At 72.0% G+C, this 24423-nt stretch carries 27 protein-coding genes; 12 read left to right on the plus strand and 15 right to left on the minus strand.

Annotation, left to right across the window (positions count from 1 at the left end; all coding sequences use genetic code 11):
* Nucleotides 1–32: 32 nt before the first annotated feature.
* From ACQP00_RS42825 to ACQP00_RS42835, 3 genes are read left to right on the plus strand one after another with little or no spacing between them, the layout of a single operon-like run.
* Nucleotides 33–449 (plus strand): (2Fe-2S)-binding protein, encoded by a 417-nt coding sequence (locus tag ACQP00_RS42825; RefSeq protein ID WP_433224197.1) that lies wholly within the window; start codon nt 33–35, stop codon nt 447–449.
* On the plus strand, nt 446–1432 hold the full coding sequence (locus ACQP00_RS42830) for an FAD binding domain-containing protein (protein ID WP_433208194.1): 987 nt from the start codon (nt 446–448) through the stop codon (nt 1430–1432). Before ACQP00_RS42825 ends, ACQP00_RS42830 begins: the two co-directional genes overlap by 4 nt.
* Nucleotides 1429–3549 carry a xanthine dehydrogenase family protein molybdopterin-binding subunit gene (locus ACQP00_RS42835; protein WP_433208197.1) on the plus strand — a complete coding sequence of 707 codons (2121 nt, stop codon included), beginning with the start codon at nt 1429–1431 and terminating at the stop codon, nt 3547–3549. Before ACQP00_RS42830 ends, ACQP00_RS42835 begins: the two co-directional genes overlap by 4 nt.
* On the opposite strand, the gene ACQP00_RS42840 is transcribed toward ACQP00_RS42835, so the two are convergent.
* The gene (locus ACQP00_RS42840; protein ID WP_433208200.1) at nt 3531–4418 is read right to left on the minus strand and encodes a Dyp-type peroxidase; all 888 of its coding nucleotides are present in this window, start codon (nt 4416–4418) and stop codon (nt 3531–3533) included. The genes ACQP00_RS42835 and ACQP00_RS42840 overlap by 19 nt on opposite strands.
* Before the next feature lie 104 nt (nt 4419–4522).
* Here ACQP00_RS42840 and ACQP00_RS42845 point away from each other — a divergent pair, with 104 nt between their 5' ends.
* From ACQP00_RS42845 to ACQP00_RS42865, 5 genes are all read left to right on the plus strand, one after another.
* Complete coding sequence (locus tag ACQP00_RS42845) at nt 4523–5395, plus strand: ABC transporter ATP-binding protein (RefSeq protein WP_433208203.1); 873 nt, start codon at nt 4523–4525, stop codon at nt 5393–5395.
* Between the two features lies 1 nt (nt 5396).
* The gene (locus ACQP00_RS42850; protein WP_433208206.1) at nt 5397–6134 is read left to right on the plus strand and encodes an ABC transporter permease; all 738 of its coding nucleotides are present in this window, start codon (nt 5397–5399) and stop codon (nt 6132–6134) included.
* A 13-nt stretch (nt 6135–6147) separates the two neighbouring features.
* Complete coding sequence (locus ACQP00_RS42855) at nt 6148–7266, plus strand: sensor histidine kinase (protein ID WP_433208209.1); 1119 nt, start codon at nt 6148–6150, stop codon at nt 7264–7266.
* A gap of 40 nt (nt 7267–7306) precedes the next feature.
* Nucleotides 7307–7915: a response regulator transcription factor gene (locus tag ACQP00_RS42860; RefSeq protein ID WP_433048847.1), complete on the plus strand. Its 609-nt coding sequence runs from the start codon at nt 7307–7309 to the stop codon at nt 7913–7915.
* A 119-nt stretch (nt 7916–8034) separates the two neighbouring features.
* Entirely contained in the window at nt 8035–8469 is a 435-nt protein-coding gene (locus ACQP00_RS42865; RefSeq protein WP_433208212.1) for an Hsp20/alpha crystallin family protein, read from the plus strand.
* Nucleotides 8470–8907: 438 nt separating this feature from the next.
* Here ACQP00_RS42865 and ACQP00_RS42870 read toward each other — a convergent pair whose 3' ends face one another.
* Nucleotides 8908–9264 carry a histone-like nucleoid-structuring protein Lsr2 gene (locus ACQP00_RS42870; RefSeq protein WP_433208215.1) on the minus strand — a complete coding sequence of 119 codons (357 nt, stop codon included), beginning with the start codon at nt 9262–9264 and terminating at the stop codon, nt 8908–8910.
* A 380-nt stretch (nt 9265–9644) separates the two neighbouring features.
* Complete coding sequence (locus tag ACQP00_RS42875) at nt 9645–10067, minus strand: TIGR02611 family protein (protein WP_433208218.1); 423 nt, start codon at nt 10065–10067, stop codon at nt 9645–9647.
* Between the two features lie 488 nt (nt 10068–10555).
* On the opposite strand from ACQP00_RS42875, the gene ACQP00_RS42880 reads away from it, so the two are divergent.
* On the plus strand, nt 10556–10987 hold the full coding sequence (locus tag ACQP00_RS42880) for an SsgA family sporulation/cell division regulator (RefSeq protein WP_344503366.1): 432 nt from the start codon (nt 10556–10558) through the stop codon (nt 10985–10987).
* A 192-nt stretch (nt 10988–11179) separates the two neighbouring features.
* On the opposite strand, the gene ACQP00_RS42885 is transcribed toward ACQP00_RS42880, so the two are convergent.
* Nucleotides 11180–11443 carry a DUF4873 domain-containing protein gene (locus ACQP00_RS42885; protein ID WP_433208221.1) on the minus strand — a complete coding sequence of 88 codons (264 nt, stop codon included), beginning with the start codon at nt 11441–11443 and terminating at the stop codon, nt 11180–11182.
* A gap of 48 nt (nt 11444–11491) precedes the next feature.
* On the opposite strand from ACQP00_RS42885, the gene ACQP00_RS42890 reads away from it, so the two are divergent.
* Nucleotides 11492–12370: an AurF N-oxygenase family protein gene (locus ACQP00_RS42890; protein WP_433208224.1), complete on the plus strand. Its 879-nt coding sequence runs from the start codon at nt 11492–11494 to the stop codon at nt 12368–12370.
* Between the two features lie 209 nt (nt 12371–12579).
* On the opposite strand, the gene ACQP00_RS42895 is transcribed toward ACQP00_RS42890, so the two are convergent.
* The 4 genes from ACQP00_RS42895 to ACQP00_RS42910 all read right to left on the minus strand — a co-directional run bounded on the left by ACQP00_RS42895 (nt 12580) and on the right by ACQP00_RS42910 (nt 16387).
* Nucleotides 12580–13233 carry a class F sortase gene (locus tag ACQP00_RS42895; RefSeq protein ID WP_433208227.1) on the minus strand — a complete coding sequence of 218 codons (654 nt, stop codon included), beginning with the start codon at nt 13231–13233 and terminating at the stop codon, nt 12580–12582.
* 75 nt (nt 13234–13308) lie between these two features.
* Nucleotides 13309–14172, minus strand: a complete 864-nt coding sequence (locus ACQP00_RS42900; protein WP_433208230.1) for a DUF4397 domain-containing protein — start codon at nt 14170–14172, stop codon at nt 13309–13311.
* Between the two features lie 261 nt (nt 14173–14433).
* Complete coding sequence (locus tag ACQP00_RS42905) at nt 14434–15438, minus strand: CAP domain-containing protein (protein ID WP_433208233.1); 1005 nt, start codon at nt 15436–15438, stop codon at nt 14434–14436.
* Between the two features lie 337 nt (nt 15439–15775).
* Nucleotides 15776–16387: a TetR/AcrR family transcriptional regulator gene (locus tag ACQP00_RS42910; protein ID WP_433208236.1), complete on the minus strand. Its 612-nt coding sequence runs from the start codon at nt 16385–16387 to the stop codon at nt 15776–15778.
* Nucleotides 16388–16438: 51 nt separating this feature from the next.
* Here ACQP00_RS42910 and ACQP00_RS42915 point away from each other — a divergent pair, with 51 nt between their 5' ends.
* Entirely contained in the window at nt 16439–17107 is a 669-nt protein-coding gene (locus ACQP00_RS42915; protein WP_433208239.1) for a pentapeptide repeat-containing protein, read from the plus strand.
* Here ACQP00_RS42915 and ACQP00_RS42920 read toward each other — a convergent pair.
* The gene (locus tag ACQP00_RS42920) at nt 17052–17534 is read right to left on the minus strand and encodes an STAS domain-containing protein (RefSeq protein ID WP_433208242.1); all 483 of its coding nucleotides are present in this window, start codon (nt 17532–17534) and stop codon (nt 17052–17054) included. The genes ACQP00_RS42915 and ACQP00_RS42920 overlap by 56 nt on opposite strands.
* Before the next feature lie 69 nt (nt 17535–17603).
* Nucleotides 17604–18170 carry an O-methyltransferase gene (locus ACQP00_RS42925; protein ID WP_433208245.1) on the minus strand — a complete coding sequence of 189 codons (567 nt, stop codon included), beginning with the start codon at nt 18168–18170 and terminating at the stop codon, nt 17604–17606.
* A gap of 51 nt (nt 18171–18221) precedes the next feature.
* Here ACQP00_RS42925 and ACQP00_RS42930 point away from each other — a divergent pair, with 51 nt between their 5' ends.
* Nucleotides 18222–18929 (plus strand): hypothetical protein, encoded by a 708-nt coding sequence (locus ACQP00_RS42930; protein WP_433208248.1) that lies wholly within the window; start codon nt 18222–18224, stop codon nt 18927–18929.
* A gap of 128 nt (nt 18930–19057) precedes the next feature.
* Here ACQP00_RS42930 and ACQP00_RS42935 read toward each other — a convergent pair whose 3' ends face one another.
* The 5 genes from ACQP00_RS42935 to ACQP00_RS42955 all read right to left on the minus strand — a co-directional run bounded on the left by ACQP00_RS42935 (nt 19058) and on the right by ACQP00_RS42955 (nt 23945).
* A complete protein-coding gene (locus ACQP00_RS42935) occupies nt 19058–20272 on the minus strand; it encodes a serine hydrolase domain-containing protein (protein ID WP_433208251.1) in 1215 nt (404 codons plus the stop codon).
* 16 nt (nt 20273–20288) lie between these two features.
* Complete coding sequence (locus ACQP00_RS42940) at nt 20289–20864, minus strand: ATP-dependent Clp protease proteolytic subunit (protein WP_433208254.1); 576 nt, start codon at nt 20862–20864, stop codon at nt 20289–20291.
* A gap of 64 nt (nt 20865–20928) precedes the next feature.
* Nucleotides 20929–22794 (minus strand): propionyl-CoA synthetase, encoded by a 1866-nt coding sequence (locus tag ACQP00_RS42945; protein ID WP_433208257.1) that lies wholly within the window; start codon nt 22792–22794, stop codon nt 20929–20931.
* A gap of 132 nt (nt 22795–22926) precedes the next feature.
* A complete protein-coding gene (locus tag ACQP00_RS42950) occupies nt 22927–23205 on the minus strand; it encodes a DUF6295 family protein (protein ID WP_433208260.1) in 279 nt (92 codons plus the stop codon).
* Nucleotides 23206–23210: 5 nt separating this feature from the next.
* Nucleotides 23211–23945 carry a dienelactone hydrolase family protein gene (locus ACQP00_RS42955; protein WP_433208263.1) on the minus strand — a complete coding sequence of 245 codons (735 nt, stop codon included), beginning with the start codon at nt 23943–23945 and terminating at the stop codon, nt 23211–23213.
* Nucleotides 23946–24423: the final 478 nt, after the last annotated feature.

A 24423-nucleotide genomic window follows, 5' to 3' on the forward strand; every position in this document is an offset into this window, starting at 1 on the left:
TGACGCTGCACGTCAACGGACACGAGCATCAGATGCGGCTGGACAACCGCACCACGCTGCTGGACGCGCTGCGCGAGCACCTCGCGCTCACCGGGGCGAAGAAGGGCTGCGACCAGGGGCAGTGCGGGGCGTGCACGGTCCTGCTGGACGGCCGGCGGGTGGTCAGCTGCCTGGTGCTCGCCTGCTCGGTGGACGGCGCGTCGGTGACGACCGTCGAGGGCCTGAGCGCTGGGCGCGGGCTGCACCCGATCCAGGAGGCGTTCATCGCGCACGACGCGCTGCAGTGCGGGTTCTGCACGCCGGGCCAGATCTGCTCCGCGGTCGGGCTGACCGAGGTGGAGACCGAGTCGCCGGCCGCGATCCGCGAGGCGATGAGCGGCAACATCTGCCGCTGCGGGGCGTACACGCACATCGCCGCCGCCGTCTACGAAGTGGCGTCCGCGTCATGAGGCCGTTCGAGTACGAGCGCCCGGAGGACCCGGCGGGCGCGGTCGCGACGATGGTCAAGCCGGGCTCGACGTATCTGGCCGGCGGGACGAACCTGGTGGACCTCATGAAGCTCGGGGTGGCCACGCCGGACCGGCTGGTGGACGTGGGCGGGCTGCCGTACCGCGACGTGGAGACCTTCGACGGCGGCGGGGTGCGCATCGGGGCGCTGGTCTCCAACACCGACCTGGCCCGCCATCCGGTCGTCGCCGCGGCGTATCCGGCGGTGGCGGAGGCGGTCCTGGCCGGCGCGTCCGGGCAGCTGCGCAACCGCGCGACCGTGGGCGGGAACCTGTTGCAACGCACCCGCTGCCGGTACTTCCAGGACGTCACCAAGGCGTGCAACAAGCGCGATCCCGGCTCCGGCTGCGACGCCCGCGCCGGGGAGCACCACGACCTGGCCATCCTGGGCGCGTCCGAGCAGTGCATCGCCACGAACCCGTCCGACCTCGCGGTGGCGCTGTCCATGGTGGACGCCTCGGTGCAGTATCTCGGCCCGCACGGCCCGGCCGCGATCAGCGTGCACGACCTCTACCGCCGGCCCGGCGACCGGCCGGACCTGGACACGAACCTGCCGCCCGGCTCGCTCATCACCGGAGTCGTCCTGCCCGACTGCCCGCTGGCCACCGGCTCACGGTACCGCAAGGTGCGCGACCGCGCGTCGTTCGCGTTCGCGGCCGGCTCGATCGCGGCCGCCGTGGACGTGCGCGACGGGGTGGTGCACGACGTGCGGATCGCCTGGGGCGCGGTCGCGCACCTGCCGTGGCGCGCGTGGGCGGCCGAGCGGGCCCTGCGCGGGGCACCGGCGACCGCCGAGAGCTTCGCCGCGGCCGCCGACGCCGAACTGGCGGGGGCGAAACCGTTGCGCGACAACGGGTACAAGATCCCGCTCCTGCGCAATCTGACGGTCGAGCTGCTGCGCGAGATGACGGAGGCGACGCCGTGACGTTTCAGGGGACGCGCCCGGCCCCGGTCCACATCGGACGGGCGGAGCCGCGGCTGGAGGCCCGGGACAAGGTGACCGGGCAGGCCCGCTACGCCGTGGACCACCCGCTGCCGGGCGCGGTCTACGCGTGGCCGGTCCAGGCGACGTTCGCGCGCGGCCGGGTGAGCACCGTGGACACCGCGCCGGCGCTCGCCCTCGACGGCGTGCTGGCGGTGCTGTGGCACGGCAACTCGCCGCGGCTGGAGCCCGGCAGCGACCCGAACCTGCTGGTGCTGCAGTCGCCCGACGTGCGGTACTACGGCCAGGTCGTCGCGCTCGTGGTGGCCACGTCGCTGGAGCGGGCGCGGGAGGGCGCGGAGGCGGTGGCCGTCGAGGCCGACGTCGAGGCGGCGGACACGGTGCTGCGGGCCGACCATCCGGGCCTCTACGAGCCGCCGGTGGTCAACGCGGGCCTGCCCGGGCGGATCGACAACGGCGACTTCGACGCCGGGTTCGCGGCCGCGGACGTGCGCGTCGACGCGACGTACCGCACGCCGACCGAGCACCACATGGCGATGGAGCCGCACGCGACGACCGCGTTCTGGGAGCGCGGGCAGCTGCACGTGTTCGACGCGACGCAGGCGTCCTCGTCCGTGCGGGAGACCCTGGCCGCGATGTTCGAGCTGCCGCCGCAGCTGGTGCGCGTGCAGAACGAGCACGTCGGCGGCGGCTTCGGCTCCAAGGGCGCGCCGTGGCCGAACGTGGTGCTGGCCGCGATGGCCGCCCGGTGCGTCGGCCGGCCGGTGAAGCTCGCCCTGCAGCGCTCGATGCTCTTCTCGCTGGCCGGCTACCGCACCCCGACCATCCAGCGGGTCCGGCTCGGCGCGGACCGCCGGGGCCGGCTGGTCGCCCTGGGGCACGAGGCCATCAGCCAGTGCTCGCGGCTGGTGGAGTACACCGAGCAGAGCGCGGCGGTGAGCCGGGTCCACTATGGAGTGCCGAACCTGACCACGAGCCACCGCGTCGTCGCGCTGGACGTGCCGCCGCCGACGTGGATGCGCGCGCCCGGCGAGTGCCCGGGCTCGTTCGCGCTGGAGTCGGCGATGGACGAGCTGGCCGCGGCGGGAAGCTGGGATCCGGTGCAGCTGCGGATCGACAACGACGCGACCCACGACGCCGAGGGGCTGCCGTTCAGCAGCCGCCACCTCGTCGAGTGCCTGCGCGAGGGCGCGGAGCGGTTCGGCTGGTCCGGCCGCGATCCCCGCCCGGCCGGCCGCCGGGAGGGCCGCTGGCTGCTCGGGACCGGCGTCGCCGCCTCGTCGTTCCCGGCGATCACCTGGCCGTCGACCGCGACCGCGCGGGCGACCGCCGACGACCACTTCGAGGTGGCGGTGAACGCGGCCGACATCGGCACCGGCGCGCGCACGGTGATGCGCCAGATCGCCGCGGACGCGCTCGGGACGGCCGAGGCGTGCGTGGAGATCCGGGTCGGGGACAGCGCCATCGGCTTCGCCACCGTCGCCGGCGGGTCGATGGGCACCTCGTCGTGGGGGTGGGCGGTGACCAAGGCGTGCCGGCTGCTGCGGGAGCGGATCGACAAGGAGCACGACGGCCGGGTCCCGCCCGAGGGGATCTGCGTGTCCGCGGACACGACCGCCGACATCGCGGCCCGCGGGGAGTTCGCCCGGCACGCCTTCGGCGCCCAGTTCTGCGCGGTGCGGGTGGACCCGGCGACCGGCGAGGTGCGGCTGGACCGGATGCTCGGGGTGTTCGCGGTGGGCCGGGTCATCAACCCGACCACGGCGCGCTCGCAGATCATCGGCGGGATGACGATGGGCGCGGGCATGGCGCTCATGGAGCACACGGTGCTGGACGGGCGGCGGGGCGACTTCGTGACGTCGGATCTGGCCTCGTACCACGTGTGCGTGAACGCCGACGTCCCGCGCGTCGACGCCGTGTTCGTGCCCGAGGAGGACCCGCACCTCAATCCGATGGGGTCGAAGGGGCTCGGCGAGATCGGGATCGTAGGGGCGGCGGCGTCGGTGGCGAACGCGGTGTACCACGCGACCGGGCAGCGGGTCCGCTCGCTGCCGATCACACCCGCGAGCCTGCTGCCGGGCTACGCCTCGGGCGCGTAAGGGGCCAGCGCCTCCACCGGCGGGATGACGTAGTAGGCGCCGGTGAGCGGGGCCGTGTAGCGCGTGAGCGCGTCGCGGACCCCGTCGCCCACGCCGGCCATCCGGCGCAGCATCTCGTCCAGCGGATGCTGGGTCGCGCAGAAGCCGACGAACATGGTGCCGTGGTCGCGCACGGTGCCGTACGCGGTGTTGCGGCGCAGGATCGCCAGTTCCTCGCCGTCCTCCTCGACGACGGTGCGGGCCACGTGCGACGTCGGCGGCTTCACGTCGTCGTCGAGCTCGATCGAGTCGGCCTTCGTACGGCCGATGACGTCCTCCTGCGCGGCGACGCTGAGCGCCTCCCACGCATCGGTGTCGTGGCGCCACTGCTGCACGAGCGCGACGCTGCAGCCCGCGGCCGGCCCCGCCGCGATCACGGCGACGGACGGGGCCTCGCTGCGCGTGGGGTTCTCGGTGCCGTCGATGAAGCCGGTCAGGTCGCGGTCGTGGTGGTACACCCAGCCGGAAACCTCCGTGGCGGCGACCGCGACGGTCTCCAGGATGCCCAGCGCGGCCCGCGTGTAGTCGAACAGCGCGGTGCGGTCGGCCCCGGACAGCCACAGCCACGCGTCGTGCTGGGTGGCCGGCATCGTGAACCCGTCCGGGCCGGTGATCGGGGCCAGGAAGTCCACGGCGACGACCGGCTCCCACAGCGACGGGCGGACGCCGACGACGACGTTGATCGCGCCGGTGGCCGGCATCGGCTCGCCGACCGCGGTCAGCGCCGCGAACAGCTCCCGCGGTGCGGCGCCGGGGCGGAGGTCGAACTCGAGGTACGCGTGCTCGGCCAGGGCCGCCGCGAAGATGCCGGGCTGCGGGGTCGGTGCCATGGGCTTGATCGTATTTGACGGTACGAACGGCAGGACATTTGTCACCGCCGGATCGCGATCGACGAATCTGCCCGCCGCCACCGCCCGCACCTACCGTCACATGCATGAACGCGGTCGAGCTCCAAAATGTGTCGTACCTGTATGGCAATGTGCGGGCCGTGGAGGACGTGACGCTCACGGTCGAGACCGGCGAGGTCGTCGCGGTGCTGGGGCCCAACGGGGCCGGCAAGTCGACGACCCTGCTGATGCTGCTGGGCCTGCTGCCGCCGAGGAGCGGCACGGTCGAACTGTTCGGGGGCACGCCGCAGGCCGCCTGTGCCGCCGGCCGGGTCGGCGCGATGCCGCAGTCCGGCGGGCTGGTGCCCCGATCCACGGTCGGCGATCTGCTGCGGTTCCTGCATGACGTCTACCCCGACCCGATGCCGGTCGCGGAGGCGCTCGAGCTCGCGGACCTGACCGGGCTGGCCGGGCGGACGGTGGAGAAGCTCTCCGGCGGCCAGGCCCAGCGGATGCGGTTCGCGATGGCCCTCGTCGGCCGGCCCGACCTGCTGGTGCTCGACGAGCCGACGGCCGCGCTGGACGTCGAGGCCCGCCGCGCCTTCTGGACCGCGATGCGCCGCTACGCCGGGCAGGGCCGCACGGTGCTGTTCTCCACCCACTACCTGGAGGAGGCCGACGCCAACGCGGACCGGATCGTGGTCCTCGACCGCGGCCGGGTCATCGCCGACGGCACGGCCGCCGAGGTCAAGCGGCGCGTGACCGTGCGCACCGTCAGTGTGACCCGGCAGGACGCCGACTATGCGGCGCTGCCCGGGGTCGTCGCCTTCGCCGCCCAGGCCGATCGGGCCGTGCTGACCAGCACCGACTCCGACGCCACCGTCCTTGCCCTGGCCGCCGCCGGGCTCCTGGCCGACCTCGAGGTCGCCGGGGCCGGGCTGGAAGAGGCCTATCTCGCCCTGACCGGTCTGGAGGCCTGACATGCTGCCCTACATCCGGCTGGAGCTGCGCCGGCTCGGCCGCACCCCCGGCCTGCTGATCTTCACCGTCCTCATGCCGCTGGTGAGCTACGTGGTGTTCACCAACGTCAGCACCCTCACCGGGCAGGACAAGAGCGCCGCCGCGACCTACACGATGGTGTCGATGGCCGGCTACGGCGCGATCGGCGCCCTGCTCAACTACGCCAGCGGCCTGGTCACCGACCGCTCCGTCGGCTGGCTGCGGCAGCTCCGGCTGACCCCGCTCAAGCCGATCACGGTGGTGCTGGGCCGCGGGGTGGCCGCGATGGCCGCCGCGCTGGCTCCGGTGCTCGCGCTGTGCCTGGCCGCGGTGCTCATCAACGGGGTGCACCTCGACGGGTGGCAGTGGGCGGCGATCCTGCCGCTGCTGTGGGCCGGGGCCGTGCCGTTCGCGCTGCTGGGGCTGGCGCTGGGCTATCTCGCCACCAGCCAGACCGCGCAGCCGCTCAACCTGCTCGTGTACCTCGGGATGTCCATCGTCGGCGGCCTGTGGCTGCCGCTGGACGTCATGCCCGGCTGGGTCCAGGCGATCGGCCGGCTGCTGCCCACCCACGCCTACGCGGACATGTCGTGGCGGGTCGCGTTCGGCGGCGCCCCGACCGTCGGCGACGTGGCGATCCTGGCCGTGTGGCTGGCACTGTTCGCGGCCCTGGCGAGCTGGGGCTTCCGCCGCTCGGTGCGCCGCATCACGGTGCTGTGACAGGGTGATGACCATGCCCCGCCTGCCCCGCCTTCCGCGTCCGCCGAGCCTGCCGCGCCCGCCCATCGGGGGCATGATCTGGGTCGCGGTGTGGACGTTCGCCCTCGTCGACCCGCTGAGCACGATCACGACCACCGCGGCGGCGATCGGGCTGGCGGCGTTCGAGGTGGCGTACGTGTACACCGCGGCGATGGGCTTCGAATCGCGCTGCGTCACGTGGGCCCATCACGTGCTGGTCGGGGCGGTGGCGGTGCTCGGGGTCGGCCTGGCCCTGACGTACGGCTCGCACTGGATCATCCTGCTGCTGTACGTCTCGGTCGGCGGGGTCGCGGTGTACGCCTCGGTCCCGCGCATGGTCCTGGCGATCTGGTGGTTCCTCGGCTGCCTCGGCGCGCTGATCGCCATCGGCCTGATCGTGGACGCGGACGGGTGGCAGATCGGTTCGGTCGCCCTCGGCACGACCCTGTCGTCGATGCTGGTCGCCTCCGTGCGCCAGCAGATCCGGCTCGTCAACGAGCTGAAGCACACCCGCGACGCCCTGGCCGAGTCGGCGGTGGCCGAGGAGCGGCTGCGCTTCTCCCGCGACCTGCACGACCTGCTCGGCCACACGCTGTCCGTCATCGTGGTGAAGGCCGAGGTCGTGCGGCGCATCGCCGAGCGCGACCCGGCCGCCGCGGCGGCCCAGGCCGCGGACATCGAGCAGGTCGGCCGGCGCGCCCTGGTCGAGATCCGCGAGGCGGTGACCGGCTACCGGGAGACCGGCCTGACCGCGGAGCTGGCCCGGGCCAAGGGCGCGCTGACCGCCGCGGGCATCGCGGCCGAGGTCCTGCGCACCGCCGACCCGCTGCCCGAGGCCGCCGACCGGCTGCTGGCCTGGGTCGTGCGCGAGGCGGCCACCAACGTCGTGCGGCACAGCGGCGCCGCCCGCTGCGAGATCTCGCTGACCACAGTGGACGGTGCGGCGATCCTGCGGGTCGCCGACGACGGCGACTTCGGCCCGTCCTCGCCCACCGTGGACGTGGGCAACGGGCTGCGCGGCCTGGGCGAGCGGCTGAGCTCGGCCGGCGGGTCGCTGGAGACTGGGGCCCGGGCAGAGGGCGGCTTCGCGCTGACTGCGAGGCTTCCGCTGTGACGACGGGGATCTTGTTCGCTGTGACGATGGGGTTGGCACGATGACGATCCGGGTGTTGCTCGCCGAAGACCAGGGCATGATGCGCGGCGCCCTGGCGCTGCTGCTCGACCTTGAGCCCGACCTGGAGGTGGTGGCCCAGGTCTCCAGCGGCGACGCGATCGTCCCGGCCGCGCTGGAGGCCCGGCCCGACGTGGCCCTGCTCGACATCGAGATGCCCGGCGGCGACGGCATCTCCGCCGCCGCCGAGCTGCGCCGCCGGCTGCCCGGCTGCCGGGTGCTGATCCTGACCACGTTCGGCCGGCCCGGTTATCTGCGCCGGGCCATGGAGGCGGGCGCGAGCGGCTTCCTGGTCAAGGACGGCCCGGTCGAGTCGCTGGCCGCCGCGGTGCGCCGGGTGCTGGCCGGCGAGCGGGTGGTCGACCCGGACCTGGCCGCGGCCGCCCTCGCCGCCGGACCCGACCCGCTGACCGACCGGGAACGCGACGTGCTGCGCGAGGCCGCGGACGGGTCGACGGTCGCGGACATCGCCAAGCGGCTGCACCTGTCGGAGAGCACTGTGCGCAACTACCTGTCGGCCGCCATCACCAAGACCGGCACCCGCAACCGCATCGAGGCCGTCGGCGTGGCCCAGTCCCGCGGCTGGCTGTGACCGCCGGCCGCAAAGTTGAGTCCCGGTGACTCAGGTCACGTTCCTGGGCGGAAGACCCTGGGCATCTCCCCGGTTGTAAGACTTGAGCGACACGGGCTCAACCTTGGAGGGGACTCATCATGTTGCTGCGCACCGTTCCGTTCCGCACCTTTGACGCCTTCGACCAGTTCTTCGGCCAGGCCACCGGCACCACCGGCAGCCGCGGCAGTGCCGCCCCGCTGGACGCCTACCGCGACGGCGACACGTTCTTCGTCGAGATCGACCTGCCCGGCGTGGACCCGGCCTCGATCGACGCCACGGTCGACCGCAACGTGCTCACCGTCAGCGCCGAGCGCACCCGCGTCGAGCGGGAGGGCGTCCGGCGGGTCATCAGCGAGCGCCCGTCCGGCACCGTCACCCGGCGCCTCGTCCTGGGCGACAGCCTCGACACCGAGCGGCTCGAGGCGAGCTACGACGCCGGCGTGCTGACCCTGCGGATCCCGGTGGCCGAGAAGGCCCAGCCCCGCAAGATCGAGATCGGCACCGCCCAGCGCGAGCTCAGCACCGCGCAGTAAAAGCAGAAGTGCAGGTAGACCGGCAACACCGCCGGAACGCGCGAACGGCCGCGACCCCTCGGGGTCGCGGCCGTTGCGTTTCAAGCGGCGGGCATTCGGAATCGATCGACGTCTGCACGGGCGGTTATTCCCGATGCGCTCGCGGTGATCATCGGGCGGAATTGGCCCGGGCCGAAATCGCCGGGCCCCCGCGGCCGGAGTCCGGAGGGTGGGACGGCGGGCGGCGCGGGCGGCAAAGCAACCGGCAACGGGAGAGCAAAGGCATCGGCGGCAAGTGCCGCGGCGGGCCAAAAGCGCGGCCAAACCATGTGGCCAAAACCACCGCAACCGAAAGCGGCCGACAAAGGCGACCGCCGCCGTGGGGAATCGGGCAATGCAAAGCGGGCCGGTCGCACGATTTCGTGCGACCGGCCCGCCGGTGTCTTCGACAGGAGACGGTCAGCGGCCCGCCTCGGCGTGATACCGGTCGACGATGTCCTGCTTGATGCGGCCCCGGTCGGACACGTCGATGCCCTTGGCCTGCGCCCACTCGCGGATCGCGCGGTTCTGGTCGCGATCGCCGCGGGTCACGCTGCGGCCGCGGACCTCGCGCCCGCGCGCGGTGGCGACGACGCCACCCCGGCCGATCTTCGTCGCGGCCGCGACGAAGGGAGCCACCGCGTCGCGCAGCTTGGCCGCGTTGCCGGCGGACAGGTCGATCTCGTACTGCACGCCGTCGAGCGCGAACACGATGCTCTCGGCGGCGGGCTTGCCGTCGATGTCATCGATCAGCTCGTGGATGACGCGTTTTGCCATGAGTGGCCTTTCCTCGGTGGTACCCAGGTGTACAGAACCGCTGTGCAGAAGCTATGCGATCCGAACCGATGCGGAGCTCGGCACTGAGCGCACCGCCCGTATCATTCGGACACAAACACAATAACTGGCGTACATGCTACGCCCGTTGCACGGGCGAGATTACCTCCACAGTAGCCCTTTCGCCCGCCCGCCACGGAAATCGGCACGTCACGAAACGCATACAACACGAAACGCACACGATCGGTAAAGCGGACACGGCGAATTGGGCGTGATCGGTGCACCGCGATCACCGTGCCGAGTGCCGGAAGCGACGCGGAAGAGCCACCCCGGCAGGATGTCGAGAACTCACCCGCGCGATCCAGAAGATCGCGGATGTGGAGTCAGGCGAGGATCCGCAGCGACAGCAGCAATGCGCCACCGACCACCAGGAGCAGGCCGCCGACGGAGACGACCCGCACCAGCCAGGATCCCTCGCGGACCAGGCGGGTCCAGCGCACCAGTTGCGCACGCGTGAACAGCAGCAGCCGGCGGGCCCAGGCGAACTCCATCGCCAGCAGCGCCAGGCCGCCCAGAATGATGAGCCATCCCGGGCCTGGCAACGGCAGCAGAATCACGCCGACGGCGATGACGAGCGTGCCGGCCACGGCCACCACGATCTTTACGCCGAGGCGGCCGAGCGGGGTGGCGTACGCGCGCTCGCGCAGCCGCAGGAAGCCGTCCCGTATCCGGCCGGCGCGGGACCGCCAGGGTGCGGGCGCCGGCGGTTCGGTCACGGTCACGGGCGGGTGCGGCTGCTCAGACACCGTTCCATGGTCCACGAAGCGGCGGGTCGCGGCCGAATTCGCTACCGAATCGGACGAATAGCGCAACTCACCGACATAGTGCCTGACAACGGACGAAGTTCGCATCCATCGGCGCGGTACAAGTGCGGACGCGACACGCCGAAAGTCACCCTCGCGGGACCACCGGCGTCCGGAATCAGGCGTAACGCCCGACCCGTCCACCTCACTGCCGCGCAATTCTCGTTCGCATCACGCAAACACCCGTCACTCCCATGGACCACGGGACGTTACCGGAATGAATTGACGTACGGCCCACACGTCACGTCAAGAGCCCCGACCGCGCCCAGAAAACCAGACATCGCACGCAGGATGTTCGGTTGACGGCAAATCGGGCCCAGAAACACTACAGAGTGAGATCGTAGAATCACTACGCGTAACACTGGGAATCGCCTCAACATAGAGAGGCGGGGCACGGCATGCTCCGCAAGCGGTGCCGGGGGGAGTACGACATGAGCGCTATCCGACCATCGACCGTCGAGGTCGAGACATCCCTACGACTCGTCGCGCCCGACGCGACCGCGCTGCCGGTGCGAGCCAGCCTGCGCTACGACCCGAACGACCCGTACGCGGTCCACGTGCTCTTCCACGCCGAGTCGGCCGGGGGCGAGCCGGTGAGCTGGTCCTTCGCACGGGAGCTGCTGTTCACCGGGCTGGACGAGCCGGCCGGGATCGGCGACGTGCGGGTCTGGCCGTGGAACGGGCCGCGGGGCGACTTCGTCGCGCTGGCGCTGTCCTCGCCGGACGGCAACGCGCTGTTCGAGGTGCCACGCAGCGTGCTGGTGCGCTTCCTGCGCCGCACGTACAGCGTGGTCCCACGCGGACACGAGACCGACCACCTCGACGTCGACAACGCGGTGAGCCGGCTGCTCGCCGGCCGCTGAGCTCGACGGCGCAACCCCTCACCGGCCCACCACCGCGGCACCACCCGCCCCGCCGGAGAGACCCGCGCTTCCGCGTTTCGCGTTTCGCGTTTCGCCCAGACGTGCGACACCGGGCGCCACGCACGACCCCGCCACCACCAGCAAGCCGCCAGACGCTGGGACCGGGGCCGCGCGTGGCGCCCGACGCATTGGTCATCCGGGCGGGCGCCCGGTGCCCGTGACGCGGATGTCGCCCCACGGGTTCAGTTCGACCAGCCGGGCCGGCACCCCGCCGATCAGCACGTCCCGGCGCCCGGCCCGCAGCAGCGCCACCACCTCGGGCCCGGCCGCCATCCGCGCGCTCCAGTGGAACCGGCCGTCAATCGGCTGGAACTGCCCGGAGATGCGCAGCTCCACGGCGTAGGTGGACTCCCCCGCGACGAGCGGGGCCTTGACCGGCGACGATTCCTGGGGCATGGTACCGACTAGTACCAAGTACTGGCCGGTAACGTCAAGGGAGCCGCCATGCACCCGCGCGAGGCCACCGCCGCCCGCCTGCTCAAGATCTCGGCCGGCAACGCCTACGACCCCGAGGTCGACATCGACTGGGACGCCCCGCAGCCGGCCGGCCTCATGTACGCGCCGCCCGAACGGCTGTCGCTGTTCGGCACGCCGCTGTGGGACACCCTCACGCCGGCCCAGCGCGTCGAGCTGTCCAAGCACGAGGTGGCCAGCATCGCGAGCATCGGCATCTGGTTCGAGGTGCTGCTGATGCGGATGCTGCTCCGGCACGTGACGGGCCTGGACCCGCGCAGTGCGCACGTGCAGTACGCGCTCACCGAGATCGGCGACGAGTGCCGGCACAGCATCATGTTCGGCCGCATGATCTCGGCCTTCGGCGCGCCCGCGTACCAGCCGGCGGCCGTGCACCGCGCGCTCGGACGCTACCTCGGCGCCACGGCCGGCGGCATCCAGACCTTCGCCGCCGCGCTCATCGCCGAGGAGATCCTCGACGCCCTGCAGCGCGAGGCGATGGCCGACGACAGCCTGCAACCCCTGGTCCGCATGGTCTCGCGGATCCACGTGGTCGAGGAGGCGCGGCACATCAAGTTCGCCCGCGACGAACTGGCCCGCCAGGTCGCCGGCAGTTCCAAGCCCCGCCGTTGGTACTGCCAGGTCGTCGTCGCCCGCGCCGCCTACACGGTCACCCACTCCCTGATCAACCCTCGGGCGTACGCGGCGGTCGGCCTGGACCCGGCCCACGCCGGGGCGGTGGCCTGGGCGAATCCGCGCTTCCGGGAGACGCTGCGGTGGGCCGGCAGCCGGGTCACGACGTACCTGCAGGAGCTCGGCCTGGTCGAGGGCCCGGCCCGGCCGGTCTGGCGCGCCGCGGCCCTGCTGTAGCGAATGCCCCTGTGAGATGGCGCATCGGCCGATCGCGGGACGATGCCGATCTCGCGCGCTAGTGTTCAGGGAGTCGGTGTGCTGTGTGTCCCCGGGCCTCACCACACTGCCTTCACGGAATACCGTTCGGCTGGAGCCGTGTTGCGCCTATCGCCGCGAGGCGACCTGGCACACCGACCCTAAACGTTCTCGTGCAGGCCAGCACCGGTTCAGGCCAGCACCGCGTAGACGACCAGGTTGTCGCGGTACGAGTGGCGCGACTGGTCGAACGCCCCGCCACAGGTGATCAGCCGCAGCTCCGGCACCGGCGTCGGCCCGTAGACCTTGGCGCTCGGGAACTGGGCCTTGGCGTAGTGCTCGCTCGCCGTCACCCGGAACGTCAGCCAGCCGTCGCCCCGCTGGACGTCCACCAGGTCGCCCGGGGCGAGCTCGTGCAGGCGGAAGAAGACCGCCGGGCCGGTCTTGGAGTCCACGTGCCCGGCCAGCACCGCCGGGCCCGCGTCGCCCGGGTACGTGCCGCCGGTGAACCAGCCCGCCTCGCCGTACACCTTCGGGCTCTCCAACACCCCGGACCCGTCCATCCGCAGATCCTCGAGCGGGGTGTCGACGCTGAGCTTCGGGATCTTCAGCCGGGTCGGCGGCGCGTCCGGGGACGCCGACGCCGCCGAGAGGTCGATGCTGTGCGGCACGATCCAGGTGGCGTCGCCCGCGTCGATGTCGACCCGGCGCCCGACCAGGGCCGCCGCCCCCACGATCATCGGCGCGGCCAGGGCCAGCACGCAGCCGATCAGCATCAGGGTCCGGCGGCGGGTCGCGGTCAGGTGCAGCCGCCGGCGCGACCGATGCCGGACGACCCTCGCCACCCTGATCACTTCCCCAATGCGCCGGGTTCGAGCGGCGGCGGACGATCGCCCGCCGCCGCTCCCGTTACAGCGAAGCTACGCCGCCGCCGGCGCCTTCGCGCGCCGCCGCCAGACGAGGAAGCCGCCCGCGGCCAGCAGGAGCACGACCGCGCCCGCACCGATCGGCAACAGCGGGCTCATCCCGTCGTTCGCCGTGCCGCCCGCCCCGGTGTCCACGCCGCCCTCGGGGACGCCGCTGCTGGAGGCGTCCGTGCGCAGCTGCGCGGTGAGGCCGCCGGCGCCGTCGAGGATGATCAGCGAGTACACCGCGCCGGCCTTGAGCGGCGCCGTGACCGTCGTCGCGGCGCTCGTGGCGCTCGGCGCGGCCAGGCGCAGCGTCCAGCGGCCCGGGTCGACCGTCTGGTACGAGGTCGTCGTGGCGAACTGGACGTTCTCGGCGATCTTCGAGCCGCCGGAGACCGAGACGTCCAGGAACGGCTGCTTGACCGAGGCCTGGATGACCCGGACCTTGGCCTTGCCGGAGTCGGGCAGGCCCAGGTCGTCGGCGATGACGCGCAGGCCCAGATCGGCGAACTTGCCGGTGCCGGCGACCGTGTAGGCCTTGCCCTCCTCCACCGTCGCCTGGGTGCTCAGCACCGGCGCGGCCGAGGCCGGGTCGCCCTTCTTGCGCATCGCCACCGCGTAGGTCCCGGGCGGTAGCGGCAGGTACTTGGAGACAGTGCCATACGCGACAGCGTCGAACTTCTGCTGCGGGATGGCCCCGGAGGTGGAGCTGAGATAGACGTCGACCGCCGGAGTGTCGGGCGACAGGTGGGCCAGGCGGACATACCCGACACCGGCCGCGGCGGCCGGTGAGGCTTCCACCATCGTCAGTCCCAGGCCGAGGAGCGCCGCGGCCGCCAAGGCCGCGAGCCTCCGCCGCTGGGGAGCAGCGAACACGTTGTACCCCCTGCTGTACTACAGCGAATGCTTCAGATTCGGGTCGTACGCACCCGTGGGGGTAGGTGACTGAGTAATCCGCACGGGCACCGTAAGCACTGATCGCGGTGAGTCTGGCACGTCGATGAGCAACGCGCCACCCGTGCTGGGCAGGGATCATCGCCGCATGTGTACGGTGCCCGACGCTGCGCTGCGGCACCACATCCGGACGGACGAGGCAAATTACCTGTCGGTACCGATCGATACGTCGGTCGGCGGGCGCTACATCTGGGTGCCGAAGTCCTGGGTCCAGATGGCCGTCTTGCCCTGGTAGGCAAGGCCGACGCCGAGATCCTTGAGCTTGCAGTTGAGGATGTTGGCCCGGTGCCCGGAGCTGTTCATCCAGGCGTTCATGACCTCTTCCGGGGTGCGCTGGCCCTTGGCGATGTTCTCGGCCGCACCCGACCAGCGGTATCCCTCGTTCGTGATCCGCGTGGCGAAGGACGTCCCGTCCTGGGAGTCGTGCGAGAAGTAGTTGTTGGCCGCCATGTCGGCCGAGTGCTTGTACGCGGCCGCGCGCAGCTTGGCGTTGAAGGCGAGCGGCCCGCAGCCGGCCTTGGCCCGCTCGGCGTTCGTGATCGCCAGGACCTGGGCCTCGTACGCGCTGTTGCTGGTCCCGCCCGGCGCGGCCGTGGTCTTCTTGGCCGTCGGCTGCGTGGTCTTCGGGGCGGCGGCGGTGGTCGGCGCCTTGGTGGTGGGCGCCGGCGCGGCGGACGTCGCCGCGTTCTCGGCCGGGCTGCTGGAGCCGGCCGCGTTCGGGTCGCCGGCCACGTCCCCGAGCAGGTTTCCGTTGGCATCGGTACTCGCCGAAGCCCCCGCCGCGACGTTCGCCTGCGGAGCCGCGTTCGAGGACTTGGACAGCAGCATCGAGCCGCCGAAGGCGACCGCCCCGACAACCACGAGCGCGGCCGCGCCGATGCCGGCGGCGAGCAGCATCCGGTTCCCGCGGCGGTTCTGCAGCTCGTCAGGGTCGGGGGCGCCCTGGTAGTCGCCGTACTCGCCACCGGAGTAGCGGCTCGGCTCCTGGTATTGGCCGGGCTCCTGGTAGCCGCCGCGCTGGTCGTCGCGGTAGCCGCCGCCCTGCTGGTAGCCGCCCTGGTCGCCCCAGTTGCCGTTGCCCTGGTCGGCGTGGCCGTTGCCCTGGTTGCCCCAGTCGCCGTAGCCGCCGCGGTCGTCGTAGCGGCCGTTGTCGGCGCCATACGAGTCGTGTCGGTCGAAGCGGTCCACCTGAGGCCTCCATGCGCGCCTGTAGTCAAAGCCGCAACAGACACTAGAAGGCCCGGAGCGCCGGATTCGCCCCCGGAAGCCGAATTAACGACGGTCTAAGCCAAACTTATGCCGAGGCAGCGGCCGGTAGCAGCGCCGTCACCACACGCCGCAGCAGTCCAGTGATGCCCGCCACTACGCCGAGGCCGCGACCGGCAGCAACGCGGTCACGACGCAGCACGGCACGACGCAGCACGGCACGACGCAGCACGGCACGACGCAGCACGGCACGACGCGGCACGACACGACGCAGCACGGCACAGCGCTGCACGGCGCGGCGCGGCCGTGGCGTCCGCCACTATGCCGGGGCTGCGACCGGCAGCAGCGCGGTCACCACGCGCCGCAGCACGGCGGTGGCACCCGGAACGTCGAGGTGCAGCTCGTCGCGCCACATCGACCAGCCGGCGAACGTTGCGGCGACGGTCAGCGCGTCGACGATCTCCGCGGCGCCGGGGCCGGCCGCGGCCAGCTCCGGGGCGAAGAGGGTCTGGATTTCTTCGCGGGCGATCGTGAGGTACCAGAGACGGTTCTTGCGCAGTTGAGCGGAGAACGGCTCACGGATCCGCGCGGCGCGGGCGGCCGGGGCGATGAGCTCCAGCAGGCGGGCCCGTTGCTCGCAGTAGCGCTCGATGCGCTCGTCGAGGGGCAGCTCGGGCGGGATCGGGCGGTGCTCGGCCCGCTGCCGCTCCATGAGCCGCTCGCCGGCCGCCGCGAACAGGCCCTCCATGTCCTTGAAGTTGGTCCACAGCGCGCGCAGGGACACCCCGGCCCGCTCGGCGATGCGCTCGGCGGTGGGCCGCAGCTCACCCTCCTCGATCAGCGCGAAGTGCGCGTCCGTGATCGCCCGCCGGGTGCGCTCGGCCCGTAATGTGCGCCCGTCGACCCGAGGGCGCACTCCCGCTTCGCTCATGACCTGACAGCCTACGTGCCACACGCTCGGCTCACCCTTTACGGTGAGCACGTGGCGACGCGCAGCGTGCACGACATCGAGATCGAGCTTCCCGCGTTCGACCCCGGCGAGCTGGAACCGGTCAGCGCGCCGTGGGGCGGCAACCTCAACGAGGCCCACGTGCAGACCGGGCGGGCCATCCGCAGCACCCTGATCGACGCCCGGCTGCGCCGCTCCCACCTGGAGAACCTCGACCTCAACGGGGTGATCTGGGAGGACGTGGCGATCAGCGGCTGCCGGTTCGAGAAGGTCGACTTCACCGCGGCCCGGCTGACCGGCCTGACGCTGGAGCGGGTGCACTTCGTCAACTGCAAGCTGACGTGGGCCAACCTGGCCGAGACGAAGCTAAGCGACGTGCTGTTCGAGGGGTGCCGGCTGGACGGGGCGTCGCTCGACGAGGTGAACACCACCGGTCCGACCGGGTTCGTGGGGTGCGTGCTCGTGAACACCAACCTGCGCGACTGCGTGCTGCCGTTCGCGGCGATGCAGGGCTGCCGGCTGCGCCAGATGTCGTTCGAGAGCTGCGACCTGCGCGGGGCCGACCTGCGTGGCAATCAGCTCTCGGAGGTCAGCGGGATGACCAGCCTGCGCGGGGTGACCATCGAGCCCGCCCAGCTGCCGGGCCTCACCGACGCGGTGATGCGGGACCTCGGCGTGATCGTGCGCGGCCCGAAGGGTTGACCCTCCACCTGGGTCGGCCATGGGGAGCCGATCGGTGTGGATCCGCGGTCAGGGGCGGCGGCGGGTCGTCGTCGACGCAGTCGGCCGGCGGCAGGACGGCCGGGCCGAGCAGGTCGCGCGGGTCGGCCTCGATGGCGCCCTCGACGGTGGCGAAGGTGGCGATCCCGCTCATCCCGGCCGCGATGCCGAGCCACGAGCGGATCGCGGGCGACGGTGCGGCCAGGCGCAGCTCGCCGCCGCGGGCGCGGGCCATCCCGGCGACCCCGACGAGCAGCTCGGCGCCGGTCGTGTCGCACACCGTGACCTGGGAGACGTCCAGCACCAGTCGCGGCTCGTCGGCGACCAGGAGCCCGGCGAGGACCGGCTCGATGGTCGCGACGGTACCTTCCACCAGCAGCCCGTGCAGGGCCAGCACGACCGCACTCATCGGGTGTGACGGTACCGATCCGGCTCGGTGGCTGTCAGCGGCCGGGCGGCCGACCCCGCGTGGGGCCGTTCAGTCCGCCAGGTGTCGACGGACGCCGATGATCACGCCGGAGCCGCAGGCCAGCTCGGTCGCGACCAGGTGCGGATCGGCGAGCAGGGTCCGGCGCACCCCGTCCTGCTTGGCCCGGAAGTCCTCCGGCCATCCCTCGACCGGGGTCATGTCGTCGACGACGAGGGTCCCCCGTGGGTTGAGTTTTGCGAGGGTACGGTCGAGCCCCTCGATCTTCCCGCCGAAGGCATCGGCGAAGATCAGATCGAAGCCGCCGGATTCCGCGGTGAGGTATTCGAGGGCGTCGGCCACCCGCAGGTGCACGAACGCGGGCCAGTCCCCGGTCGCGGCGATCGCCGCGGTGGCCGGGTCGGACTCGATCGACACGACCGTGACATCGGTGCGGGGCCGCAGGCCGTCGGCGATCCAGGCGGTGCCGACCCCGGCGCCGGTGCCGATCTCCAGCACCCGCGCGCCGGGTGGCAGGGCGGCGGCGAGCACGGCCAGCAGGCGGCCGACCTCCGGCTCGCAGGACTGTCCGAAGCCGTTCGCTTCGGCCCGGGCGTGGGCGGCGTCGACGAGATGCACGGCGGTGACCCTAACGACAATCGTCGCGCTCCGCGTGCAAATATGTGCCCCGTGAAGTCACTGCCTCTGCGGGTCCTCACGCCCGCCGCCGCCGTCCTGCTGGCCCTCGGCGCCTGCAGCACGCCGTCGCAGCCGTCGAACACGCCGGCCAAGGACGGGCCCGAGCAGACCGCCACCAACGCGTTCGAGGTGAAGGACGCGGTCAGCGTCGTCGCGGTGGAGAGCGAGGGCGGCGCCATCGCGGTCAAGGCCGGCAGCGGGGACACCATCAAGGTCACCGAGACCTACAAGTTCAAGAGCGACAAGCCGAACCGCAAGCAGGCCATCGACGGCGGCGAGCTGCAGCTCGGCTCGGCCGGCTGCCCGAAGAACGACTGCTCGATCTCCTACGTGGTGGAGATGCCCTCGACGCTGACCGTGCGCCTGGACAGCTCGGGCGGCCGGATCGACCTCACCGGCCTGACCGGCATCGTCGACGTGCAGACCGACGGCGGCGGCGTGAACGCCGAGGGCCTGGCCCCGCCGGAGTTCACCGCCCGCACCGGCGGCGGCCCGGTCGACCTCAAGGTCACCCAGGCCCCGGACCGCATCGACATCGACAGCGGCGGCGGCAACGTGAACCTGCGCCTGACCTCCGACGGCTACGCCCTGGACGCCCAGCTCGACGGCGGCACCCAGTCCGGCAAAATCAAGTCCGACCCCGCCTCGGTCCACAAAGTGAAGATCACAACCAGCGGCGGCGGCCTCACGTTCGTGTAGGTCCTACGTCTGTCGCCCGTAGGACCCGGTACGGTCTCGAGGGGGTGTGGGTGGAGCGAAGCTCCCCCACCGCTTTTCAGGACATCGAGCGGTACACCCCGTCGCCAAAAAGTCCATCCGGAAAAAAACTAATCGATCAACGCGCTGTAGATCAGTTGACGCAGTTGAGGACGCAGAGGGTACGTGCTCGACGGCACCAACTGGGTGTAGAAGCCCACGGTCAGCCGCTCGACCGGGTCGATCCAGAAGGCCGTGCTCGCCGCGCCGCCCCAGTAGAAGGTGCCGGGGCTGCTGTAGACCCGGGCCGGCACGGGGTCGCGGACCACCGCGAAGCCGAGCCCGAAGCCGACGCCCTCGAAGGTGGTCTCGGCGAAGCCGCCGGTCTGCAGCTTGTCGAGATCCGCCCCGCCGGGCAGGTGGTTGGTGGTCATGAAGTCCACGGTGCGCGGGGCGAGCAGGCCGTCGCCGCGGCGCAGCAGCATGGTCATGAAGCGCTGGTAGTCGGCCGCGGTCGAGATCAGGCCGCCGCCGCCCGCCGGGGCCTTGGGCTCCTCGAAGGCCAGGCCGCCCAGGGCGTCGAAGCGCACGCGGCGGCCGCCGGGGCCCGGGACGTACAACGCGGCCATGCGCTCGTCGCCGGGCGCCACCGACCAGGTGGTGTCGTGCATGTCCAGCGGCTCGAGGATCCGCTCGCGCACGAAGTCCATCAGCGGCATCCCGGCCACCACCTCGACCAGGCGGCCGAGGACGTCGGTGCTGACCCCGTAGCCCCAGGCCGTGCCCGGCTGGAAGAGCAGCGGCAGGGCGGCGAGGTCGCGGGACACCTCGGCCAGGTCGGCGCCCGGCTTGGTGGTCATGTCGTAGCCGGCCTGGCGGTAGATCGCGTCGACGACCGAGGTGTTGAGGAAGCCGTACGTCAGCCCGGACGTGTGGGTCAGCAGGTGCCAGACCCGGATCGGCTCGACCGCCGGCACCGTGTACGGCTGGGAGGCCGAGCCCTTGTCGTAGACCCGCATGTCCCGGTACTCGGGCAGCCAGCGGCTGATCGGGTCGGTGAGCTCGAGCAGGCCCTCCTCCCACAGCAGCATCGCCGCGACCGAGGTGACCGGCTTGGTCATCGAGAACAGCCGCCACCGGGTGTCCGGCTCGACGGGCGTGCCGGCCTCGGCGTCGCGGTGGCCGTACACGCTGGAGTGCACGACCTTGCCGTCCCGGGCGATCGCCAGCTGCCAGCCGGCCAGGCGGCCGTCGTCGACGTACCGCGCGAAGTGGGCGTCCAGGCGGGCCAGCCGCCGCTCGTCGAATCCGGCCTGCGCTGGCGCCACTTCGCGATCAATGCTCACGTCCGGGGACAATAGCTCAGGAAACTGCGAGCTGTTCCGCACCCTCGACCACGCGGTCGACGAAGCCGTAGTCCTTGGCCTCGGGCGCGGTGAACCAGCGGTCGCGGTCCGAGTCGGCCTCGATCTGCTCGTAGGTCTGCCCGGTGTGCTCGGCGATGAGCCGCTGCATGGTCTTCTTCGTGAACAGCATCTGCTCGGCCTGGATGGCGATGTCGGCCGCGGTGCCGCCGATGCCGCCCGAGGGCTGGTGCATCATGACCCGCGAGTGCGGCAGGGCGTAGCGCTTGCCCGGCGTGCCGGCGGAGAGCAGGAACTGCCCCATCGACGCGGCCATGCCCATGACCACCGTGGAGACGTCGTTCTTGATGAACTTCATGGTGTCGTAGATCGCCATGCCGGCGGACACCGAGCCGCCCGGGGAGTTGATCCAGAAGGCGATGTCCCGCTCGGAGTCCTCGGCGGCGAGCAGGATCAGCTGGCCGCAGATGCGGTTGGCGCTCTCGTCGTTCACCTCGGTCCCGAGCACGATGATGCGCTTGCTGAGCAGGCGCTCGAAGACGGCGCTGTCGAACGGAATCTCAATGTCGGCCATGCCCTCAACCGTATGACGTCCCGCCCGTACTGAGATCCCCTGTTCGCCGTGAGCGTGTTCGCTCTCAGCTTTGTAAAATGGGCCGCAGCGCCTCCAGCACGGCCGGATCCTCGATCGTGGAGGGCACCGGCTCCTCCCGGCCGTCGGCGATTCCCCGCATGGTCCGCCGCAGGATCTTGCCCGACCGGGTCTTGGGCAGCGCCGGCACCACCTGCACGCTGCGCAGGCTCGCGACGGCCCCGATCCGGTCCCGGACCAGCCGCACGAGCTCGCCCGCGACCGTCTCGGCCGGGGTGTCCACGCCCGCCTTGAGCACCACGAACCCGCGCGGGACCTGGCCCTTGAGCTCGTCGTCGACGCCGATGACGGCGCACTCGGCGACCGCCGGATGGGCCGCGAGCACCTCCTCCATCGCGCCGGTGGACAGGCGGTGGCCGGCGACGTTGATGACGTCGTCGGTGCGGCCCATGACGTAGAGGTACCCGTCCTCGTCGAACCGCCCGCCGTCGCCGGTGAGGTAGTGGCCGGGGTAGGCGGAGAGGTAGGACTGGACGTACCGCTCGTCGTCGCCCCACAGCGTCGGCAGGCACCCGGGCGGGAGCGGCAGCCGGATCGCGATGGCGCCGTCCGTGCCGGGCGCGGCGTCCTGCCCGTCGGGGGTGAGCACGCGGATGTCGTAGCCGGGCACCGGTACCGATGGGGAACCGGGCTTGGTCGGCAGCTCCTCCAGGCCGCGCGGGCTCGCCGCGATCGGCCAGCCGGTCTCCGTCTGCCACCAGTTGTCGATCACCGGCACGCCGAGGCGCTGACCCGCCCACTCGTACGTCTGCGGGTCGAGCCGCTCCCCCGCCAGGAACAGCGCGCGCAGGCTGGGCAGCTCGAGCCGGGTGGTGGCCGGGTCCTCCTTGCGGATGGCGCGGATCGCGGTGGGGGCCGTGAACAGCACGTTGACGCCGTGCTCCCGGACGACCCGCCAGAACGCGCCGGCGTCCGGGGTGCCGACCGGTTTGCCCTCGTACAGCACGGTGGTCGCGCCGGCCAGCAGTGGGGCGTACACGATGTAGGAGTGCCCGACGACCCATCCGACGTCGGACGCGGCCCAGAACACGTCGCCCGGCCCGCACGCGAAGATGTTCGCCATCGACCAGGTCAGCGCGACCGCATGGCCGCCGTTGTCGCGCACGATGCCCTTGGGCCGGCCGGTCGTCCCCGACGTGTACAGGACGTAGAGGGGGTCGGTGGCATCAACCGGTACGATATCCGCGGGTTTGGCGTTTGCGGTTGCCTGCTCCCAGGTCAGCTCACCGTCGCGCAACCGGGCCGGGGCCTGCTCGCGCTGCAGGACCACGACGTGCTCGGGCCGGTGGGTCGCCTCGTCGAGGGCGGCGTCCAGCAGCGGCTTGTATTCGACCACCCGGCTCGGCTCGATCCCGCACGACGTGGCCACGACGACCGTGGGCTTGGCATCGTCGATCCGGGCGGCCAGCTCCTTCGGCCCGAACCCGCCGAACACCACCGAGTGGATCGCCCCGAGCCGCGCGCAGGCCAGCATGGCGACCACGGCCTCGGGCACCATGGCCATGTAGATCACCACGCGATCGCCCTTGGTCACGCCGAGCGCCCGCAGGGCACCCGCGAACAAGGCGACCTCGTCCCGCAGTTTTCCGAAGGTGTACCGCCTGATCGTGCCACTGACCGGGCTGTCGTACACGAGCGCCAGGTCGTCGCCCCGCCCGCGCTCGATGTGCCGATCGAGCGCGTTGTGGCAGGTGTTGAGCTCGGCATCGGGGAACCACCGGTAGAACGGCGGGCGGTCGCCGTCCAGCACCCTGATGGGCATCCGCGTCCACTCGACCGCGGCGGCGGCGTCGCGCCAGAACCACTCGGGATCGGCGAGGCTGCGCTGGTACGTGTCGCGATAGACGCCCATGCCTCCGATCCTGCTCCGCGATCTCGCGTTCCGGTAGGTCCACTTCGGACGCAGGCGGCGACGGGTCCGGAAATATCCCTTATATCCGGACCCGTCGTTTTCGTTAGAGTCGTTTCGTTAGAGTCGTTTTCGTTAGACGGGCGCGTTGGCGCTGGCCATCCCGGCCGGGGCGTTGGCCAGGGCCTGCTGGATCGCGGCGACCAGGGCGAGGGCGGCCTCCTCGGTGAGCTCGACCGCGACCCGCGCCGACGGCCCCAGGGCGGGGTTGGCGAAGTCGATGTTCAGGGTGTGCCCGAACTGGGCGTGCACCGGATGATCGACGTACACGGCCGCCCGGGTCACGTCGAACCAGCCGTTCGCGCCCTTGCCGGCGCCCTCGATGTCGACCATCTCGGTCTCGTAGGTGCACATGCCGGTCAGCCTCCGAGGTGCTGGTTGAAGAACGCGAAGATGCGCTGCCACCCGTCGACGGCCGCCTCGGGCCGGTACGCGGGCCGGTCCACCGAGAAGAACGCGTGCCCGGCACCCGCGTAGCTGTGCTGCTCGAAGCTCTTCCCGTGCTCGGCCATGAGCCCGGCGAGCCGAGCCACCTCCTCCGGCGTCGGGAACTTGTCGTCGTCCCCGAACAGCCCGAGCACCGGACACCGCACGTCCCCGAGCCGATCCGCGATCGAGGTCACCTTGAGCGGAAACCCGGTCGGCGGCGCCTCCAGCGCGAACGCCCCGTAGCAGTCCACCGCGGCGTTCAGGTCGACGGCGGTGGAGACGAGCAGCGCCTGCCGCCCGCCGGAGCAGTGCCCGATCACGCCGACCTTGCCGTTCGCGTTGTCCAGCGCCCGAAGGGCCGCGGCGGCCGTGGCGACGTCCTTGATGATCTGCTCGTCCGGAATCCCGCCCTGCCCGCGCACGAACGCCGAGGCATCGTCGGGCGAGGCGTCGGGGGCTTCGCGCCAGTACAGGTTGGGGCAGATCGCCGAATACCCGTTCACGGCGAACTTGCGCACCATCTCCTTGGTGGCCTCGTCGTACCCGGGCAGGTGGTGGATGACGACCACGCCGGGCACTGGGGTCTCGTCGACCGGCCGGGCCCGGTACGCCTGAATCTGCTCGTCGCCGATGAACACGGTCTCGGCACGGATCGCATCTGACATTGGTCTGCACTCCGTCGTTCGAGTTTTCCTTAGCCGGGCAAACGATATTCCCCACCCGCGCCGCTGACCCTGGCAGGGGGTGGCCGCCCGCCGCCCGGACCGAACCCACGCTCCCCCGCCGACGCCCCTCGAAACCCCGCCCGGCATGACCGGATGCCACAGCGCGATGCCACAGCGCGATGCCACGCCGGGACGCCACGACCGCCGTCACCGAGCGCGTCGACGTACCTACCGCGGGCCACCGTCTGGGCACGACCGGCCGGATCACGCTGTCGGCGGCGGGCGCCGACAGCGTGGCCAGGCCGGACTCGCGGCGGTGCGGCGGTGCGGCGGTGCGGCGGTGCGGCGGTGCGGCGGTGCGGCGGTGCGGCGGTGCGGCGGTGCGGCGGTGCGGCGGTGCGGCGGTGCGGCGGTGCGGCGGTGCGGCGGTGCGGCGGTGCGGCGGTGCGGCGGTGCGGCGGTGCGGCGGTGCGGCGGT

This window comes from Dactylosporangium sp. CS-047395 (assembly GCF_050942185.1).
Taxonomy (GTDB): domain Bacteria; phylum Actinomycetota; class Actinomycetes; order Mycobacteriales; family Micromonosporaceae; genus Dactylosporangium.